This is a genomic window from Peptostreptococcus equinus (genome assembly GCF_027125355.1).
GTDB classification, from domain to species: domain Bacteria; phylum Bacillota; class Clostridia; order Peptostreptococcales; family Peptostreptococcaceae; genus Peptostreptococcus; species Peptostreptococcus equinus.
Window position 1 is genome coordinate 1787542 of the sequence record NZ_CP114052.1, and the last position, 19887, is coordinate 1807428.

Below are 19887 nucleotides of genomic sequence, written 5' to 3' on the forward strand. Positions count from 1 at the left end.
AATAATGGAGTGCTAACCACAATGTCAAAAACTTTTAGACAAATGTAGGCCTCCTATATTTGTCTTTTTTTATAGGCAAATCTATCCACCAAAAATTTATATTGAGTTTAATATTAAAATTGGAGGAATTATGAAAAGTATATCAGTTTTAAAATTTGGAGGAAGTTCCGTAAGTACTATTGGAAAAATTAAAAACATTTCATCTTACTTAAAAAATAGGATAGAAAATAATGAAAAGTTAGTAGTGGTTGTCTCAGCGATGGGTAAAACGACTGATAGCCTTTTAAAACAAGTCGAAGAAATAACAGAAAATCCAGATGTTAGAGAGCTTGATTCTCTACTTGCCATAGGTGAGCAAAATACAATTTCCTTAATGGCAATCACCTTAAATGATATAGGTGTAAAATCTAGATCTCTAACTGGTATTCAAGCAGGTATAAAAACATTTGGACAGCATACAAAAAGTAAAATTGCAGATATAAATTCAGATTATTTGCTAAAACAGCTTGAAGAATATGACATTCTAGTTATTGCAGGATTTCAAGGATTCAATGAAAATCTAGAAATCACTACTCTAGGAAGAGGGGGATCTGATACTAGTGCGGTAGGGCTAGCCGCTTCTATTGCCTGCCCTTGTGAAATATATACAGATGTTGATGCTGTATATGGGACTGATCCTAGAATATATCCAGATGCTAAGGCAATAGAACAAATATCTTACGAAGAAATGTTAGAGCTTTCAGCTTTAGGTGCTGGAGTATTGGAAACAAGATGTGTGGAAATAGCAAAAAACTACAATGTACCACTATATTTAGGAAAAACTTTAGCTAATACGAAAGGAACTTGGATTATGAGTAATACAGATTTGATAGAAAAGAAAGTAGTAACAGGAGTTGCATTAGATCAAGATATATTACATGTTACTTTAACTTGTAAAAAATGCAATCCAGATTTTGTTCAAGCTTTATTTGACCAATTGGATAGACTTAGCATAAATATAGATATGATTAGCCAAATTCTAGTAAATGATGAAATCAGTATCTCATTCACTTGTAAGAATACTGACAAAAACTTTTTAAAAGATGCACTAGATACTCTAAAGACATCTTATCCAAGCTTAAATCATTCAATTAGAACAGATTGTGCCAAAGTATCTATTGTAGGTTCAGGAATGAGAGATGTCAGTGGTGTAGCTGCAAGAGCTTTTAGAATATTAGGTTCAAATGGAATAGATTTTTATCAAGTAACAACTTCAGAAATATCTATCTCATATGCAATAGATGCACAAAAATCATTGGATGCAGTAAGAATTCTATGCGAAGAATTCAATATATAACTATAATTTTGGAGGTAATTGAATGGCAAATTTTGCAATAGTTGGAGCTACAGGTGTAGTCGGAACAAAAATGATAGAGCGACTAGAAGAATCAAATCTACAGGTTGATAATATATATTTGATGGCATCATCAAAATCTGCTGGTAAAATCTTAAAATTTAGAGGTAAGCAAGTTATAGTTGAAGAGCTAAATGAACATTCATTTGATAAAGATATAGATTATGCCCTCTTCTCTGCTGGTGGTTCTACATCAAAAAAATTTGCACCTATAGCGGAAAAACATGGAGTAATAGTAATAGACAATTCAAGTGCTTGGAGAATGGATCCACAAATTGATTTAGTAGTACCAGAGTGTAACAAACCTATGCTAAATAGAAAGATAATAGCTAATCCCAACTGTTCTACTATTCAATCCGTAGTACCTCTAAAGCCTATACATGAAACTTTTGGATTAAAAAGAATTACCTATACAACTTATCAGGCTGTATCTGGATCAGGAATCGGAGGAATTAACGATTTAAAAAATGGACAAGAAGGTATAGAACCACAAAAATATCCTCACCCAATTTACAATAACGTCTTACCGCATATAGACGATTTTTTAGAAAATGGATACACAAAAGAAGAAATGAAAATGATAAACGAAACAAAGAAAATCTTATCTCTTGATGATAATGTACAAATAACAGCAACATGTGTTCGAGTTCCAGTTTTTAATTCACACTCTGTTGAAATAGATATCAGCCTTGAAAAACCTGCTAGTGTAGATGGAATCAGACAAATTCTAGAAAATGCCCCAGGTGTAGTATTAATAGATAAGCCACAAAATAATCAATACCCTATGCCATTAAATGCTACAGGTCAAGATAAAGTTCTAGTTGGAAGAATTAGAAAAGATATATCACAAGAAAATAGTTTTCATATTTGGTGTGTTGCTGACAATATCAGAAAAGGAGCCGCAAGTAACGCAGTACAAATCGCAGAAATGTTAGAAAATAAGTAATAGAAACACTAATCTAAAAACAAATAATTTCGTATTTATACAATACTGGAGGTATTAAAAATGACATCACTATTTAGAGGAGTAACAACAGCACTAGTAACCCCAATGAACCAAGATATGACCGTAGACTATGACTCATACAGAAGATTTGTAAGATTTCAATTGGATTCTGGTATAAATGGTCTGGTCATATCTGGCACTACAGGAGAAGGCTCAACTTTAACAATGGATGAAAAATTGGAATTACTAAAAATAGCTTTAGAAGAAAGAAAAAATTTAGATGTCCCAGTTATTTTAGGTACTGGATCAAACAATACAACACAAACTATAATAAATACTAGAATTGCAAAGGAAAATGGAGCTGATGCTGCCCTAATAGTTACACCTTATTACAATAAAACTAGTCAAAAAGGATTGATTGCTCACTACTTTGCAATAGCAGATGCTGTAAATATACCGATAATACTTTACAACGTACCTGGACGTACTGGCATGACAATTAGCCCTGAAACAGTAGCAGAACTATCTAAGCACAAAAATATAATAGCCTTAAAAGATGCAACTGGAGATATGAATTACTTAGAAAGTATTAAAGCTATAGTTGATGAAAATGCAGACTTTTCTTTATATAGCGGGGATGATGGTACATTCTTTGATTTTTTAGTACATGGTGGAGATGGCGTAATTAGCGTAATATCAAATACTTCCCCAAAATCATTTATTGGAGTATATAAGGCATTTACAAATGGGGATATTCAATCCGCCAGAAAAATACAAAACAGATTAAATCCATATATAAAATCACTCTTCTCTGATGTCAGCCCGACTCCAGTAAAAGTTGTATTAAATGATATGGGATATTGCAAAGATATTTTTAGATTACCTTTAATACCTACGAATGACACAGTGAGAAAAAACGTACTAGAACATTATAGAAAAGTACTAGACTTGGAGGTATAATATGAAATTAATTTTAAGTGGATATGGTACTATGGGAAAAGTAGTCGAGGAGCTTGCTATAGAAAAAGGTCACCAAATAGTAGGTGTATTTTCTACTATTAATATAGAAAATTGCCCATACCAAATAATCAGTGATGCTGAACGTTTAGCTAATGCAGATGCAATTATAGACTTCTCTCATCCAAACAACACAAAAAGATTATTAGAAGGAGCAAAGATACATAAATTGCCAATTATAGTTGCAACCACAGGAGCTAGAGACCAATTGCAGAATCTTATGAATCAAGCTTCACAATACTGTCCTATATTTTTCAGTGCCAATATGAGTTACGGTGTTCATGTTTTTACTCAGGCATTAAAATACCTGACTCCCCTATTATCAGAGAGTTTTGATATAGAAATAATAGAAAGGCATCACAACAAAAAAATAGATGCCCCAAGTGGTACTGCTATAAAACTATTAGAAGCAATACAAGAAATAGATTCTTCATTTATACCTATTTACGATAGAAGTCAAACTGAACATAAAAGAGATAAAAAAGAAATTGGTATGAGTTCCATTAGAGGTGGCACAATAGTAGGCGAACATGAGGTCTTATTTGCTGGAACAGATGAAGTAATTGAAATTACCCATAGAGCTCAATCGAAACGAATATTCGCAGATGGTTCAATAAAAGCTGCTCAAAAAATAAAAGATTTTTCTGCAGGCTTTTATACATTCAGTAATTTATAAAATTTTTGTAAATTACAAGACTATATTAAAATTATGCCTATAAAACATTTATCAATGTAAATAATAAACTGATATAAAAATAAATATAATAATCTTATCCTGTCCAAGTATATTCAATAAAAATCAAATACTTGGGTAGGAATAACTATATATAATAAACTAGGAGGAAAAATGGAAAAGAATTTTTTAACTTCAGAGGAAATAATAAATTATATCGCTACATCTAAAAAGCAAAGTCCTGTAAAGGTATATATAAAGGGAAATTTGGATCAGATAGACTTTGCAGATATAAGAAATTTTGGAAGCAATATTTCTAAGGTACTTTTTACACACCAAGATATTTGGGAAAAACTACTGGAAGAAAATAAGGACTCCATTGAAGATTACATCGTGGAAAGTGATAGAAAAAATAGTGCTATTCCCCTAATAGATATGTCAAACATAAAGGCAAGAATTGAACCAGGAGCATTTATTAGAGAACACGCCATAATAAAAGATAATGCTGTAGTAATGATGGGAGCAATCATAAATATTGGAGCTGTAGTTGGAGAAGGAACTATGATAGATATGGGAGCTGTACTAGGCGGAAGAGCTACAACAGGAAAAAATGTTCATGTTGGAGCAGGTGCTGTACTAGCTGGTGTAATCGAACCAGCAAATGCTGATCCTGTAATAGTAGAAGATAATGTACTAATAGGTGCAAATGCTGTAATACTAGAAGGTGTACATATAGGGAAAGGTGCTGTAGTCGCAGCGGGTGCTATAGTCACTGAAGATGTTCCAGCAGGTGCTGTAGTCGCAGGTGTACCAGCAAAAATAATCAAGAAATCAAGCGATGTAAATGGAGAAAAAATAAGCATAATAGATGCGTTAAGAAATTTAGATTAATTGAGTTATAGGCTCAAGTCTACCTAGTTTATATATTTTATAGAGAAAGGAAGATTATATGAATATAACGACATTAGATGATATAAAAAGATGGAGGCATCATATACACAGTAGACCCGAGCTTTCTATGCAAGAATTTGAAACGGCTAAGTACATTAGAACGGAATTGGAAAAGATGGACATCAAGTATATGACTCCTATGCAAACAGCTACTATAGTATATTTAGAAGGAAAATCAGACAAAACAATAATGCTAAGAGCCGATATAGATGCCCTTCCCATAATGGAAGAAAATAATATAGAATATAAATCTTTAAATCCTGGAGTAATGCATGCATGTGGACATGATGCGCATGCTACTATGCTACTAGGTGCTACAAAAGAATTAAACGAATTGTATAAATCTGGCGAATTGGCAAACAATGTACTAATAGTATTTCAACCTTCTGAAGAAGCAAACTCAGGAGCATACCATTTGATAAAAAATTTCGACTTTAGATCATATAATATAACTGCTGCATTCGCTCTACACGTAAATCCAGATTACGAAGAAGGGACAATTATCAGCCGTTCTGGTGCAATAATGGCAAGCTGTAATGAATACCACATTGATTTTCACGGAAAATCTGCACATGTGGGCCTAAGAGAAAAAGGAATTAATGCTTTACATGCCGCTGTAATGGTTTATCAGGAATTATCAACTATACCAACATATTACTTGGATAGCAAACATACAAATATTATACACGTGGGTAAAATGGACGTAGGCGAAGTGATGAATGCCGTACCATCTTTTGGACATATTCAAGGAACAATTAGAACTTACGATATTAAGGATAGAGAGTTAATAAAAAAGAGGATTAAAGAAATCTGTGATGGTATAGAAAAATCTACAAAATGTAGAATTGAGCCTCGTTTTAATCCAGCTCATCCACCTGTCATGAATGTCCAAAAATTAATACCATATGCTGAAAAAGCGACTATGAGCGTAGGTGCTAAATTTATATTAAAAGAATATCCTTACCTACTAGGTGAAGATTTCTCTTTTTATTCTGATATAGCTCCTATAAACTTTTCATTTATAGGCATTAGAAATGAGGAATTAAAATACACTTCAGGGTTACATACTCCTACAATAATGATGAGAGATGAGGTACTTCCATACGGTGTAGATTATTTCGTTAATATAGCCAATGCAGAATATCAATAAGCAATAAACATATAAGACACTATAGATTTCTATAGTGTCTTATTAATCTAAAATATAGAATTTGAAGGTGATAATATGGAAAATGCAAATCTCACAATAGACTTAAATGCTCTATATAAAAATGCTAAATATATAAACGACAATACCAATGGTGGCTTAATAGCTACTGTAAAGAATAACGCTTACAATTTTGGTTTAAAAGAGTCTGTTGAAACATTTTACAAAGCTGGTGTACGTAATTTTGCAACAACATCCATTAGAGACGCTATATTTATTAGAAATTTGTATAAAGATGTCATGATTTTATCCCTAAACCCTTGTATAGAATTTGAGACTCTCAAAGAACATAAAATTTCATGTGTTCTTCCAACACTAAGTTTTTTGAAAAATAATTTAGAAAACATGAAAGATATTTCTTGGCACCTCGAGTGGGCAGGTTTAATGAGACGCTCAGGTTGTACTAGCCAAAATGAGCTAATAGAAATTATAAAACTAGCTAAAGAAAATAATATAAAGCTAGATGGGATTTGGATGCATTTTTCTTATGCAGATGAATTTGATCAAAATAATACATATGAAAAAGAAAAAGAACTATGGTTTGATATACTTGAACAAGCCATAAAAATTCATAAATTTAATTACATACACGCTCAAAATAGTGCATCATATGCAAGAGATTCTAAATTTAAAAATCATACACATGTGAGGATTGGAATTAGCCTATATGGTTGTCCACCATATTCTAAGTGCGATTTATCAAATAACCACTATGGATTGACTTTATCAGCAAAAGTTGTAGCTATAAATCACTTGAAAAAAAATGAATCCATCGGTTACTCATCTTCTTTCATAGCAAATGAAGATACTAAGGTAGCCATAATAAATTTAGGATATGGTGATGGTTTAATTAGAAAAAGAGTAAATGGTTTTGATGTAGAGATAAATTCTACAAGATATCCTCTAGTCTCAATGATGATGAGCCACACAGTAGCAATAGTAGATGATAAAGTAAATGTAGGAGATACGGTATATTTTTACAGTAAATCTATACCAGTCTATGAATTTACTCAAAAAGGAGTCGGAACAAATTCTGAACAAATATCTCCTCTTAACTACGACTCTTTAGATGTAAAGTATATACCTTGCAATTATTAATATATTTTAGTAAAATACTATTAATGACAATAATCATATAAAATTATTTAAGCTTTACATAATATGCTATAATATAATTATGAATTAAAAGAAAAACTGAATTTTTTCAGGAAAGGGAAATATAATGAAATTACATGGAAATTCGATAATAAACGAATCTTCGCACTTAGAAATAGGTGGAATGGACTGTGTAGATTTAACTACTGTATATTCTACTCCCATTTTCGTTTATGATGAAAATTTAATACGCCAACAGTGTAGAAGATTTCATAAAGTCTTGTCAGAATCCGGTTTGGATTATCATATATCATATGCTAGTAAGGCTTTTTTATGCAAAGAAATTGTAAGGATTATGCAAGAAGAAAACATGGGACTAGATGTTGTATCCCAAGGTGAAATGTTTAATGCTCTATCAGTAGAATTTGATTCTAAATCAATACATTTTCACGGCAACAATAAAACTCCAAGCGAAATTGATTATGCAATAAAAAATAATATAGGCTGTTTTGTAATAGATAGCATCGATGAAATTTACAAAGTGGAAAAAGCATGTGCTCGTGCTGAGAAAAGTGTAAATTGTCTTTTAAGGTTAACACCTGGCGTAGAAGCACATACACATGAATTCATCACTACTGGCAATGAAGATTCAAAATTTGGAATGAATATAGATAATGGAGAAGCTTTAAAGGCTTTTAAAATATTAATAGAATCTGAATATCTTAATTTAAAAGGTTTTCATTTTCATATTGGTTCACAAATTTTTGGTACTGATGGCACAAAAGCTGCTATTAATAAAGTATTCGATTGGATGAGTTCAATAGAAACAAACTACCCATTTAAAACTGAAGTTCTAAATATTGGTGGCGGATTTGGTATTAGATATACTGCCGAAGACATTTCTTATCCTATAGAGGATGCCCTAAATGATATAATTTTGCACTTAAAAGAATCTTCAGTATTTTATAGCATAGATATGCCACAGCTTTGGTTAGAACCAGGTAGATCAATTGTAGGCGAAGCAGGTACTACACTTTATACAATTGGCACTATAAAAGAAATACCAGGTATAAGAACATATGTATCAGTTGATGGAGGAATGACAGATAATATCAGAACATCTCTATATGGTGCAAAATATGAAGTAGCCATAGCTAATAAAATGAATGACAAGGCTACTGAATTGGTTACTATTGCAGGTAAATGTTGTGAATCTGGTGACATTTTAGCAAGAGATGTAAAGATTCCTAAAGCAGAAGTAGGTGATATTTTAGCAATGTCTTGTACAGGCGCTTATCACTACTCTATGGCATCAAATTACAACCATATGCCAAAACCATCAGTCATATTCGTAAAAGATGGTCAGTCTAAAGTTGCTATTAAAAGGGAATCTTATGAAGATATGATAAAAAACCAAGTATAAGATGATATACTCATAACATAAAAATATATAATTTGTATAATAAAAAGTAAGTTCTAAAAACACATTACAAAGTTTTCTGAACTTACTTTTTTATTATATAAATCTTATATTAATTATCACAAAAATTATTTTAAGGTATATAACACATTTTTTAATTCTTCAATAGAATCCACAAAAACCAAGGATTCCTTGTAGTCATAATGTGATTGGACTTTTAAAGACTCATATATTTGTCTAAAATTATCACTAATCCCACCAAAACCCTTTAATATTATTATTTTTTTGCCAGTTATTATAGCTGTCACCAATTCAAATAAAGTTCCCCAATTACCTTCCAAACTGAGTACAATATTTGCTTCCTCAATCAATGGTAGCGATCTTAATAAAAATCTACTATTATGAGATTTGTCATTCTTGTCTAGATAAATAAAGCTACTACATCCATCTATTGGATGTTTATATTCATTAGTGTGCTCTTCATAATTTGCAGCTGGAGAATATCCTATTACCCTGCCTCCACTCTCAACACATGCTTTTCCTAATAAATATGGAAATCCGTCACAAGCTCCTGTTGAAAGTTCAATTTTATTTTCTGCAAGCCACTGCCCTATATTTTCTATATCTTGCCTTTGATCTTCTGTGAACTGATTACCCAATGAAGATCCTCCTATTACAGCACATCTCATAATACCACTCCTTTATTCAATGACCTTTTACTATCTATTTTTTTCTGAGTGTTCTCAAATAATTCTTTATATGGTCTGGCACTCTTCTACTCTCTATGGCTTTTTGAATGGATTTATTATGCACAAATTTATCTAATTTTCCATCTTCAATTAGCTTAATTGCCATATCATATTGCTTTATAATTGCATAACTGTAATACCAAGCAATAGCCATATTTATATAATAATGATCTGACTTTATTTTTGCAAGTTCATACAGCATATCTTCTCTAAAATTATCATCTAGATAATTATTCATAAGAGTAACTATTGCAAATCTGACAGTATAGGGATGATTACTTTTTATCCACTCCATTATTTTATCTAATACTTGAACAGGATATTTTTTGAAAAGCTTTGGAGAAAATGAGTCACAAGTTGACCAATTATCTATATATGGTAATATTTTTTCAACTTCAATAATTAGTTTATCAAAGTCTTTAATTGATGCAACTATCTGGCAATGTAAGAAATATTCCTCAAAATATTGGTGTGGCAATTCATTTATAAATTCTTCTGATTGACTACTTTTTATAAATTCATTGGCAAATTTCCTAAGTACAGGTACTCTCACTCCTATAATTTTTTCCTTATCTATATTCGGAATCAATTTTGCAGCAAAATCCCTATAACTTAAATCTTGCAATTTAAAAAGTTCTTCTTTTACAGCAATCATATATTATACCTCTATACCAAAAGCGTATGAAGTCATAGATATTGATCCTAGTGAAATTTCTTCGTTAAAAACTCTTGGTTTCTGTCCCACACTTGCACCAAGAACATATATTAATGGCAAGTAGTGATCCGGTGTCGGTACAGCATACATAGAACTTGGGTTTTCTTTGTAATTAATCACATTCTCATATTTATTATTTATTATACTATCTTTTATATATTTATCAAATTCCTCTGATTCCTTAGTCCCTTTCCCATTATTCCATTGAACTTGCCTAAGGTTATGTACTATATTTCCACTTCCTACAATTAGATAACCTTCTCTACGTAATTTACTAATTTCTTGGCCAAATTTATACATTTCCTCTGTGCTAATATTATCATCAACACTCAATTCCACGATTGGTATATCTGCCTTAGGGAACATATGAACCATTACAGTCCAAATTCCATGATCTATACCCCACTCATTATTAATATTCAAATTCAACTTCTCATTATCTGCCAATCTTTTTGCCAATTCAGGTAAGCCTTCTACAGGATATTTAACTTGATATAATTCATCAGGAAATCCATACATATCATATATCTGCTTGGGATTTTTTTCAGAATTCACATATGAACCCTTTGTAAACCAATGAGCAGATATTGCTATAATTGCCTTTGGTTTTCCAAACTGGCTTACTATTTTATCACCTAATTCCTTAAATTTTCTTGTTACATTGCTATCTTCCAAAGCCATCATAGGACTACCATGACCTAAAAAAATTGTTGGCATCATATCATTTTTCATAAAAGCCTCACTTTCATTTTATAAGATATTTTATAAAATAAAAGATAAGTCAATCGCCTTATCCTTTATTTTAATTTCAATAGTGATTTAAATTTTATTTCTACAATAGCCCCATCTCTACCAAGTCTTTTACGAATGGTGTTGCTGGCCTTTCTTTTATATCTTCTGGAGTACCAAATTGTTGAGCTATTCCGTTATCCATAACCAAGACCTTAGTACCAAGTTTTAAGGCTTCCAAAATATCATGAGTTATCAAAACTATGGTGATACCAGTTTGTTTATGTATTTTTTTCATTTCTCTTTGTAACTGGTACCTAGTAATTGCATCTACTGCTCCAAATGGCTCATCCATAAGTAATATATCAGGTGAAGATGCATAAGATCTAGCTATCCCTACTCTCTGTACCTGACCTCCCGATAATTCAGAAGGGTACCTTTTTCTAATATCTAATGGCAAATCTACCATCTCTAAATTTTTATTGACAATATCATTAATTTCTTCTTTTGACATTTTCAGGAGTTTTGGAACATATGAAATATTTTCTTCTACAGTCATATGAGGAAATAATACATTACCTTGAATTGCATATCCTATTTTCTTTCTTAGCTCTATGACATCAGTATCTTTAATATCTTGTCCATGAACCAAAACCCTTCCTTCATCTGGGGTTACTAGCCCATTTATCATTTTCATTAAAGTAGTTTTTCCACTACCTGAACCACCAATTATTGTCAAGAATTCTCCTTTTCTAATTGATAAGTTAATATTATCTACAGCTTTTTTATCTTTATATATTTTGCTTACATTTTCATATTTAATCACTTCTGGCATTTATTTTTTCACCTCCAATAAACCGGCTTCTTTTAGGAATTTTCTTGCCACATCACGAGGTTTTTTCTTATTAGTCTCTACATCATTATTCATTTGTGCCATCTTTTCCTCTGAAATTTTTCCTTCCAGCTTTTTCAACACTCTCTTTAATTCAGGGTGCTTTCTCAAAGTTTCATTTCTTATAAGGGTTCCTGCTTTATATGAGGGATAGAATTTTTTATCATCTTTTAGTACTACTATATTAGGATCTGTAAGCTGCCCGTCAGTTGTAAATACAGTCATTGCATCTATCTCTTTTTTCTTAATTGCCTCATATTTTAAACCATTATCCATATCTTTTTCAGACTTAAACTTAAAATCATAGGCCTTACTAATAGCTTTAAATCCATCTTCTCTTTCAAAAAAGTCATATTCTGCACCAAATATAAATTCTGAAGAATGTTTTGCAAGATCTGAATAAGTTTTTATTTTATATTTTTCAGCCAAATCTTTTCTAATAGCAATGGAATAAGAATTATTAAATCCATACATTCCTACCCAACTCATATCATATTTTTTATTATATTGACTTTGCAATTTATTGAACATTGATTCATCATAAGGATTTTCATTTTTCAATACTATCTGCCAAGCTGTTCCAGTATATTCTGTATACATATCAAAATCACCTTTTTCCATACCTGGATGAATATTTCCAGTTCCTCCACCTACACCTTGTGTAAGCTCAACATCTAAATCCGTGTTCTCTTGAACCAATAATGATAATATTTCACCCATTATATAACCTTCTGTAACAGGTTTAGATGCTATATGAACAGTATTAGTTTTTTTAGCATATGCAAAAATACCAAAAACAGCTAACAAAATACATACTATAGAAACAAAAACTATCTTTATTCTTTTACTAAATCTTCTATGCTTTATTAAATATTTCTCTACTAGGCCTAATAAAAAATCACATATTAAAGCTAAAAGAGCAACTAATATACTCCCTGCTAAAATCATAGTTGCACTATTAGTGGATATACCTCTATATATTGCAACACCTAATCCTCCCGCTCCAACAAATGAAGCTATACCTGCAAGTGCTATTGTCATAGTAACCATATTTCTAAGTCCTGACATAAGAACTGGTATAGCCAAAGGTAATTTTATTTTGTACAAAATCTGACTTTTTGTACTTCCCATAGCTTCAGCTGCTTCTACTATTCCTGGATCGATATTTTTAATTCCGGTATAGGTATTTCTAACCATCGGCAATAATCCATAAACCGTCAATGCTATGATAGCTGTAGTATCACCTATTCCTGTAAAAGAAATCAATACACCAAGTAATGCGATAGCAGGTATAGTATAAACAATATTCACTATGCCTAATACAAAACTTGCAAATCTATCATGTTCAGATATCAAGATACCTATAGCTATACCCAATATTGATGCCATAAGTACCGATATTGCGGAAATTTTAAAGTGGTTTAAAAGCAAACCAGCAAAAAAATCCCATTGACTAGTTATCAAATCGATAACTCCTAACATAAAACACCTCCTGTTATTAAAAAACGAATATATCTATTCGCTATATTTATTATAATTATAGTCTCTTTTGTTTTTTACCCAATTCTAATAATAATAAGTAAATAAATGTGTTAAAGCCCAATATTTATTATTTTATATATTTTTTATTTTCAGATTTAAACTTATTTTTTTGAAATTATTGAATTTTTATAAAAAATATCTTGTATTGTATACAGAATAGTGTTAAAATACTTTTTAAACATAGTTGAGCCTAGTGCTGCTTCTATAGAAGGAGGAGGAACAAATAGTGAAATCATTAAAAATAGGAATATTTGGTCTTGGAACTGTTGGTACAGGAACCATGGATATTCTAAATACGAACACCAAATTGATTGAAAAGCAAATAGGTCAGTCGTTGACCATCAAAAAGGTTTGTGTTAAGGATACCGGAAAAACCCGATCCATTGACACCGGAACAACGATAATGACCTCAAATATAAATGATATACTTGATGATCCAGAAATAGACATCATTGTAGAACTAATTGGTGGTATTGACATATCCAAATCGATTATAGAATCAGCATTTATACGAGGTAAACATGTAGTGACAGCAAATAAAGATCTCGTTGCCCTCTATGGCAAAGAACTCACACAACTCGCTAAAAAAAATAATTGTCAATTCTTATTCGAAGCCGCAGTCGCAGGCGCAATACCTATATTACATTCTTTACAATTCTCACTAATGGCTAACCATATAAAAAAAATCGGAGGTATAGTCAATGGTTCTACAAATTACATTCTCACTAGAATGGAAGTCGAAAAATTATCACTGGAACAAATAATAGAAGATGCCACAAAACTTGGATATCTTGAATCAGATCCAAGTGCAGACTTAGATGGTCTAGACGCAGCAAGAAAATGTGCAATACTTGCTAGCATCGGTTTTCATAATCTTGTCACTTATAATCAAGTATACTCATCAGGAATTTCAAATATCACACTAGAAGACATAGAATATGCAAGAAAATTAGGATATAAAATTAAATTATTAGCTATTGCAGAAAACAACAAAGACTCAGTGGTTGCAAGAGTACATCCCGCACTACTCCCAATCACACATCCACTATCACACGTGAACTATGAATATAATGCCGTCTACGTGAATGGAGACAAATTGGGTTCTACAATGTTCTATGGAAGTGGAGCTGGTTCATTGCCTACAGGATCAGCAGTTGTAAACGATATAATACAAATAGCTAAAAATATAATAAACAATGGTAAATACGAATATGCCTACGATATCTGTGAAAATAAAAAAGTAATGGATATAAAAGATTTATCATTTCCTTATTATTTAAAACTACAAGCAAATCATGAAAAGGCCAGCACAAGTCATATCATTGATGTTTTAAGTAATAATAATATAATTTTAAATTCTATAGACAAGTATGAAAATAAAAAAAATGGACAAGTAATCAAAAAATATGTGATAACAACAGAAGAATGTAAAGAAAAAGACTTTGATTTAGCATTGAAAGATATAAAAAAATTAAATTTTGTAGAAAAAATAGAAAATATAATAAGAATTGAAAGGAATTTATAATATGGCATGGCAAGGATTAATAAATAAATATAAAGATTATTTACCCATAAATGAAAACACTCCATTCGTATCACTATACGAAGGTAACACTCCACTAATAAGAAGTCTAAATCTCAGCAAAGATTTAGGAATAGACCTGTACTTTAAATATGAGGGGCTAAATCCTACAGGCTCATTCAAAGATAGGGGCATGGTTATGGCAGTAGCAAAAGCTTTAGAAGATAAGTCCTCTACAATAATGTGTGCCAGCACAGGAAATACATCAGCATCAGCAGCGGCATATGGTGCTAGGTTTGGATTAGATACAATAGTTTTAATACCAGATGGATATATTGCAATGGGCAAACTAGCTCAAGCCCTACAATATGGTGCTAAAGTAGTCGCAATAAATGGAAATTTTGATAAAGCCTTAAATTTAGTAAGAGATATCACTGAAAAAAATCCAATCACTCTAGTAAATTCATTAAATCCATTTAGGATAGAAGGTCAGAAAACTTCTGCCTTTGAAATAGTTGACGCTTTGGGGGATGCTCCTGATTACTTGGGTATTCCAGTTGGAAATGCAGGTAATATCACAGCTTATTGGAAAGGTTTCAAAGAATATAAAGAAAATAATATATCATATAAACTTCCTAAAATGAAAGGCTATCAAGCACTAGGTGCTTCGCCAATAGTCAATGGTCATCCTTTTGAGAATCCAGAAACGATTGCTACAGCAATAAGAATAGGTAATCCAGCATCATGGAAAAAAGCAGAAATTGCTAGAGATGAATCAGGCGGATCAATACAGGCTGTAAGCGATGATGAGATATTACAGTCTTACAAGTTATTATCAAGCCAAGAAGGAATATTTGCTGAACCAGCATCAGCAGCGTCATTAGCAGGAATAATTAAATCTGTAAAAAATGGGGAAATAGAAAAAAGATCAAGAGTTGTATGCGTACTAACTGGTAATGGTCTTAAAGATCCAGATACTTGTTTAAAATCCGCACAAAAACCTCAATCAATACCTGCAGATTTAAATAGCGTATTATCTTTGATAAGAAAGTAGAGGTAATTTTATGTATAGAATTCATGTACCAGCAACTACAGCTAATCTCGGACCTGGCTTTGATTCTTTGGGTATGGCACTATCTCAGTATTCAATATTTGAAATTGAGGAAGCCGACCAAGTTGAAATCTTAATAGAAGGCCTAGAAGCCGAAAAATTATCTATAGAAAATAATTTAGTAATAAATTCTATGAATAGATTATTTGATTATATAGGAAAATATCCAAAGGGTTATAAACTAAAAACTATAAACCACATACCTCTTGCAAGGGGTATGGGATCTAGTGCAGCAGCAATAATTGGAGGACTCTTATGTGCCAATGCCTTAATGGGCAATCCCCTTGATAGAAATGCAATACTAAAATTGGCAACAGAAATAGAGGGTCATCCAGATAATGTAGCTCCTGCTCTTTTTGGTCAATTAGCTGTATCCATGCAAAAAGAAAATAAAGAAATTTTTTATAAACTTATAAAACCTTTTGATAAATTAAAATGTGTTCTATTTATACCAGAGTATGAAGTATCTACAGCAGATTCTAGAGGAGTTCTTCCAAAAGAAATGTCCATGTCAGATGCCGTACATAATTCTTCACATCTAGCTCTTATGGTAATGGGATTTATGTATGGTGATGAAGAATTAATAGGAAAAACAATGGATGATAAAATACACGAACCTTATAGAAAACAGTTAATAAGAGAATTTGATAATTTCAAAAAAGCCGCTTTAGATTCGGGAGCATTTTCATTCTGTCTAAGTGGAGCAGGGTCTACAGTAATAGCTTTTGCAAATGAAAAAAACGCAGAAAAAGTTAGACAATCTCTTGATAGAGTTGCGAAAAACTATAATGTACAAGGTCAATCTATAATACTTGATCCATGCATCAATGGAGCAAGTTGCCAAGAAGTTCAATAGCTATTATAAATTAAAGCTTCAATAACTGCAATATACATAAATTGCAATTATTGAAGCTTTTTTTATATCAATATATTTTTTTATATTATTATTCAACCGATCTTAAATATATACCTTTAAACTATTCCAAATAAGGCCAATATTATTGGAATAAAGATAGCCATTGCAATATTTGTAGCTCTAATTTTACTTTCCAAAGCTAAATTAAATCCAATTGCTATTATTATAATTCCCCCAACACCACTTATATTACCGATAGCTGCTTCTTTCATAAAAGGACTCAATATACTAGCAAGCAATACAAATATCCCTTGATATAAAATAAGGGTAATAGATGAAAATCCTACACCAATTCCCAAAGTAGCAGAAAAAACAATACTCACAATGAAATCTAGAACGGATTTAGCCATAAGTATATCTCCATTTCCGCTTAGGCCAACATTTAAAGCTCCTACTACACCCATTCCTCCTGCACAAAAAAGTACGCTAGCTGTAACGAAACCTTCAGTTAATTTAGAATTGCTATTTTTTGTGAATCGTGACTGTATTCTGGCTCCCAATCTATTTATTCTACCATCTATATTTAAAATTTCGCCTAATAATGTTCCAACACCTATTGCTACTATAATCAATATAGAATTTTTACCTTTCAACATCAATCCAATGCCTATATAAATACAGACTAGACCCATTGCTTTCATAAGTGCTTTATTTATTTCTTCTGGTATTCCTTTTTTTAACAAAACTCCAATTATTGAACCAATCATTATTGCAAGTCCATTTAATAATACAAATTGCATATATTCACCTACCTATATTTTGATATGCTAATTATATCATCGGAAATATGATTTTGTACATATATTATTGATTTAAAATTATTTTAATAAAAAAGTATCTCAATTAAATTGAGATACTTTTTTATTTATTATATTTATAACTTTTTAAACTATAAATTTATTACTTATTCAATATATTTTCGTGCTTTATCTTCGGTCCCATAATTGCCGCGATTGTCGCGATCACTAAAACAAGCAATAGTATAATAGCCATACCATTACCTGCTGCAAATCCCTTAGGACCTTCTCCATGAAGTACACCAGTTACCTGTAAGATTATTCCTATCAATCCTATTATTGATCCACCTGCAACAAGACCTGATGATAAACTAATACCATTTGATACTCTAGCATCTCTTTCTTCATCAGTCTTAGCCATCTTCTTAACCAATACGCTGATTAACGCACCTATTAAGATAATTGTTGTTGTTGATATTGGCAAATAAAAACCTATGGCAACTGTCATTATTGGCAAATCTAAGAAGAACATAACAAGCGCCATTATAACACCTACTATTATCATTACCCATGGTAACTCACCTGATGTAATCCCAGAAGTAAGAGTTGCCATCAAGTTTGCCTGTGGTAAAGCAAATGGAGGATTAGCTCCCTTTATCGCCAACTGGTCAGCTAATAGTATCATTACACCTACTACGACTACAACACCAATTATACCAGCTATAGCAAAATGTTTTTGCATTTCAGGTTTATTTCCACCAAGCACAAATGTAACTTTCTGTGATTGAGCATAACCACCTGCCATAGCTATAGCAACTACTATAAATGTAGCAAACATCAATAGTGATTTATTCCCTGCTAAATCAGTCCATCCTAAAGCCACGAATATTATTGTAGCAATAACTAAAGATGCTATAGTCATACCTGAAACTGGAAGATTTGAAGTACCTATTGTTCCAGTTAATCTACCTGCAACTATTACAAAAAGTGCAGATAATATAAATGCTACCAATATACCTACTATAGCCATTAATACGCTACCAGAAACTATAATTGCACCCACAAGACCAATTATTATTCCTCCTAATAATATTATCATCTGAAGTTTTGATCCTTCTTGACTTTCACCAGATTTTCTAGCTCCCATAGTCTGCTTTATTGATGAAATTATTACTGGAATTAGTTTAATGGCTCCTATAATACCACCGCAAAGCATCATACCTGCACCAATATACTTAACATATGCACCAGAAATTGCATTTGCATCCATAGCAGAAATAGCCATAGATGGATCGTTCCATACCATGTGTCCTTGACCAGCCATATCTGCAAAATACCCAATTAGTGGTAATATACCAAAGTTAGATAACAACGAACCTGCAAACATCGCAAGTGATACATCAAGACCAACTATAAATCCTATACCTAATAATAGTGGATTCACTTCTATTTGGAATTTGAACTTATAAAAAGATTCTCCCATTAAACTATACACACTATTACATATATTTAAAAATGAACCTGTTAAAACTGTTATAATACCACTTATTCCAAATCCTATTCCCATGTACTTAACTGATTCACCAGCTCCTTCTGAAGCAACCAAAGTTTCAGATATCGCCATTGATTCTGGATAAGGAAGCTTACCATGTTCATCAATAATAAGATAGTTTAATACTAATGATGCAACACCTATACCAAATAGGACTCCTCCTATACCAATTATAATACCTTCAACAAAAGAAATTTTACTTCCTATCAGAATTACAGATGGTAAAACGAATATCATACCACTGGCTACTGATTCACCACCACTTGCCATACCTTGGACTAAATTCTTTCCAAGTAAACCTTTTTTGTTAGCAAATGCAGCTACGAAAGCAGAACCAATTATTGATCCTGGTATACCTGCTGCAACTGTTAAACCAGCCTTCATTCCTGAATAAGCTGTAGATGCTGCAAAGACTATAGCTAATACAATACCAATTATCATAACAGCTGTATTTGAGCCTCTTCTTTTACTATCGTCTGTGATATATGGCACGTAATCACTACCTTGTACGCCACCATAAGCATCTTTTGATAATTTTTTAGCACTCATTATTTTTACCTCCTAAATAATATATTCTCCTAAATTTATTATAACATGTAAAATATTATTATTCTACAAATCACAAATTTTTACTTTAAATTATTAGATATTTTTTAGTTTTAGGTTTTATATATAGTCTAATTTTATAATTTAAATTAATATTAATTAAGTTTAGTAAAT

At 31.6% G+C, this 19887-nt stretch carries 18 protein-coding genes; 11 read left to right on the plus strand and 7 right to left on the minus strand.

The window, feature by feature from the left end:
• Nucleotides 1-130 precede the first annotated feature (130 nt).
• The 8 genes from O0R46_RS08950 (at nucleotide 131) to lysA (ending at nucleotide 8705) form a co-directional block, all read left to right on the plus strand.
• Complete coding sequence (locus tag O0R46_RS08950; RefSeq protein ID WP_269311396.1) at nucleotides 131-1336, plus strand: aspartate kinase; 1206 nt, start codon at nucleotides 131-133, stop codon at nucleotides 1334-1336.
• A 22-nt stretch (nucleotides 1337-1358) separates the two neighbouring features.
• Nucleotides 1359-2339, plus strand: a complete 981-nt coding sequence (locus tag O0R46_RS08955; protein ID WP_269311397.1) for an aspartate-semialdehyde dehydrogenase — start codon at nucleotides 1359-1361, stop codon at nucleotides 2337-2339.
• Between the two features lie 60 nt (nucleotides 2340-2399).
• On the plus strand, nucleotides 2400-3299 hold the full coding sequence (gene dapA / locus O0R46_RS08960; protein ID WP_269311398.1) for a 4-hydroxy-tetrahydrodipicolinate synthase: 900 nt from the start codon (nucleotides 2400-2402) through the stop codon (nucleotides 3297-3299).
• Nucleotide 3300: 1 nt separating this feature from the next.
• Entirely contained in the window at nucleotides 3301-4032 is a 732-nt protein-coding gene (gene dapB / locus O0R46_RS08965; protein ID WP_269311399.1) for a 4-hydroxy-tetrahydrodipicolinate reductase, read from the plus strand.
• A gap of 171 nt (nucleotides 4033-4203) precedes the next feature.
• Nucleotides 4204-4920, plus strand: a complete 717-nt coding sequence (dapD, locus tag O0R46_RS08970) for a 2,3,4,5-tetrahydropyridine-2,6-dicarboxylate N-acetyltransferase (RefSeq protein WP_269311400.1) — start codon at nucleotides 4204-4206, stop codon at nucleotides 4918-4920.
• Nucleotides 4921-4978: 58 nt separating this feature from the next.
• Entirely contained in the window at nucleotides 4979-6130 is a 1152-nt protein-coding gene (locus tag O0R46_RS08975) for a M20 metallopeptidase family protein (RefSeq protein ID WP_269311401.1), read from the plus strand.
• A 75-nt stretch (nucleotides 6131-6205) separates the two neighbouring features.
• Nucleotides 6206-7285 carry an alanine racemase gene (locus O0R46_RS08980; protein WP_269311402.1) on the plus strand — a complete coding sequence of 360 codons (1080 nt, stop codon included), beginning with the start codon at nucleotides 6206-6208 and terminating at the stop codon, nucleotides 7283-7285.
• Nucleotides 7286-7409: 124 nt separating this feature from the next.
• Entirely contained in the window at nucleotides 7410-8705 is a 1296-nt protein-coding gene (gene lysA, locus O0R46_RS08985; protein WP_269311403.1) for a diaminopimelate decarboxylase, read from the plus strand.
• Between the two features lie 125 nt (nucleotides 8706-8830).
• Here the strand turns inward: lysA and O0R46_RS08990 are convergent, their stop codons facing one another.
• The 5 genes from O0R46_RS08990 to O0R46_RS09010 form a co-directional block, all read right to left on the minus strand.
• Entirely contained in the window at nucleotides 8831-9391 is a 561-nt protein-coding gene (locus tag O0R46_RS08990) for an SLOG cluster 4 domain-containing protein (protein ID WP_269311404.1), read from the minus strand.
• Between the two features lie 34 nt (nucleotides 9392-9425).
• Nucleotides 9426-10106, minus strand: coding sequence for a DNA alkylation repair protein (locus tag O0R46_RS08995; RefSeq protein WP_269311405.1), 681 nt, complete (start codon nucleotides 10104-10106; stop codon nucleotides 9426-9428).
• Between the two features lie 3 nt (nucleotides 10107-10109).
• Nucleotides 10110-10898 carry a 4,5-DOPA-extradiol-dioxygenase gene (gene ygiD, locus O0R46_RS09000; protein ID WP_269311406.1) on the minus strand — a complete coding sequence of 263 codons (789 nt, stop codon included), beginning with the start codon at nucleotides 10896-10898 and terminating at the stop codon, nucleotides 10110-10112.
• Between the two features lie 100 nt (nucleotides 10899-10998).
• Nucleotides 10999-11730, minus strand: a complete 732-nt coding sequence (locus O0R46_RS09005; protein ID WP_269311407.1) for an ATP-binding cassette domain-containing protein — start codon at nucleotides 11728-11730, stop codon at nucleotides 10999-11001.
• On the minus strand, nucleotides 11731-13269 hold the full coding sequence (locus O0R46_RS09010; RefSeq protein ID WP_269311408.1) for an ABC transporter permease/substrate-binding protein: 1539 nt from the start codon (nucleotides 13267-13269) through the stop codon (nucleotides 11731-11733).
• A gap of 340 nt (nucleotides 13270-13609) precedes the next feature.
• Here O0R46_RS09010 and O0R46_RS09015 point away from each other — a divergent pair, with 340 nt between their 5' ends.
• Genes O0R46_RS09015 through thrB form a run of 3 tightly spaced genes read left to right on the plus strand, consistent with a single transcriptional unit; the run spans nucleotide 13610 to nucleotide 16818 of the window.
• Nucleotides 13610-14854: a homoserine dehydrogenase gene (locus O0R46_RS09015; protein ID WP_269312557.1), complete on the plus strand. Its 1245-nt coding sequence runs from the start codon at nucleotides 13610-13612 to the stop codon at nucleotides 14852-14854.
• A gap of 1 nt (nucleotide 14855) precedes the next feature.
• Nucleotides 14856-15905 (plus strand): threonine synthase, encoded by a 1050-nt coding sequence (thrC, locus tag O0R46_RS09020; protein ID WP_269311409.1) that lies wholly within the window; start codon nucleotides 14856-14858, stop codon nucleotides 15903-15905.
• Between the two features lie 10 nt (nucleotides 15906-15915).
• A complete protein-coding gene (gene thrB / locus O0R46_RS09025; protein WP_269311410.1) occupies nucleotides 15916-16818 on the plus strand; it encodes a homoserine kinase in 903 nt (300 codons plus the stop codon).
• 116 nt (nucleotides 16819-16934) lie between these two features.
• Here thrB and O0R46_RS09030 read toward each other — a convergent pair whose 3' ends face one another.
• Nucleotides 16935-17618, minus strand: coding sequence for a DUF554 domain-containing protein (locus O0R46_RS09030; protein WP_269311411.1), 684 nt, complete (start codon nucleotides 17616-17618; stop codon nucleotides 16935-16937).
• 160 nt (nucleotides 17619-17778) lie between these two features.
• Nucleotides 17779-19716: an OPT family oligopeptide transporter gene (locus O0R46_RS09035; RefSeq protein WP_269311412.1), complete on the minus strand. Its 1938-nt coding sequence runs from the start codon at nucleotides 19714-19716 to the stop codon at nucleotides 17779-17781.
• Between the last annotated feature and the right edge of the window lie 171 nt (nucleotides 19717-19887).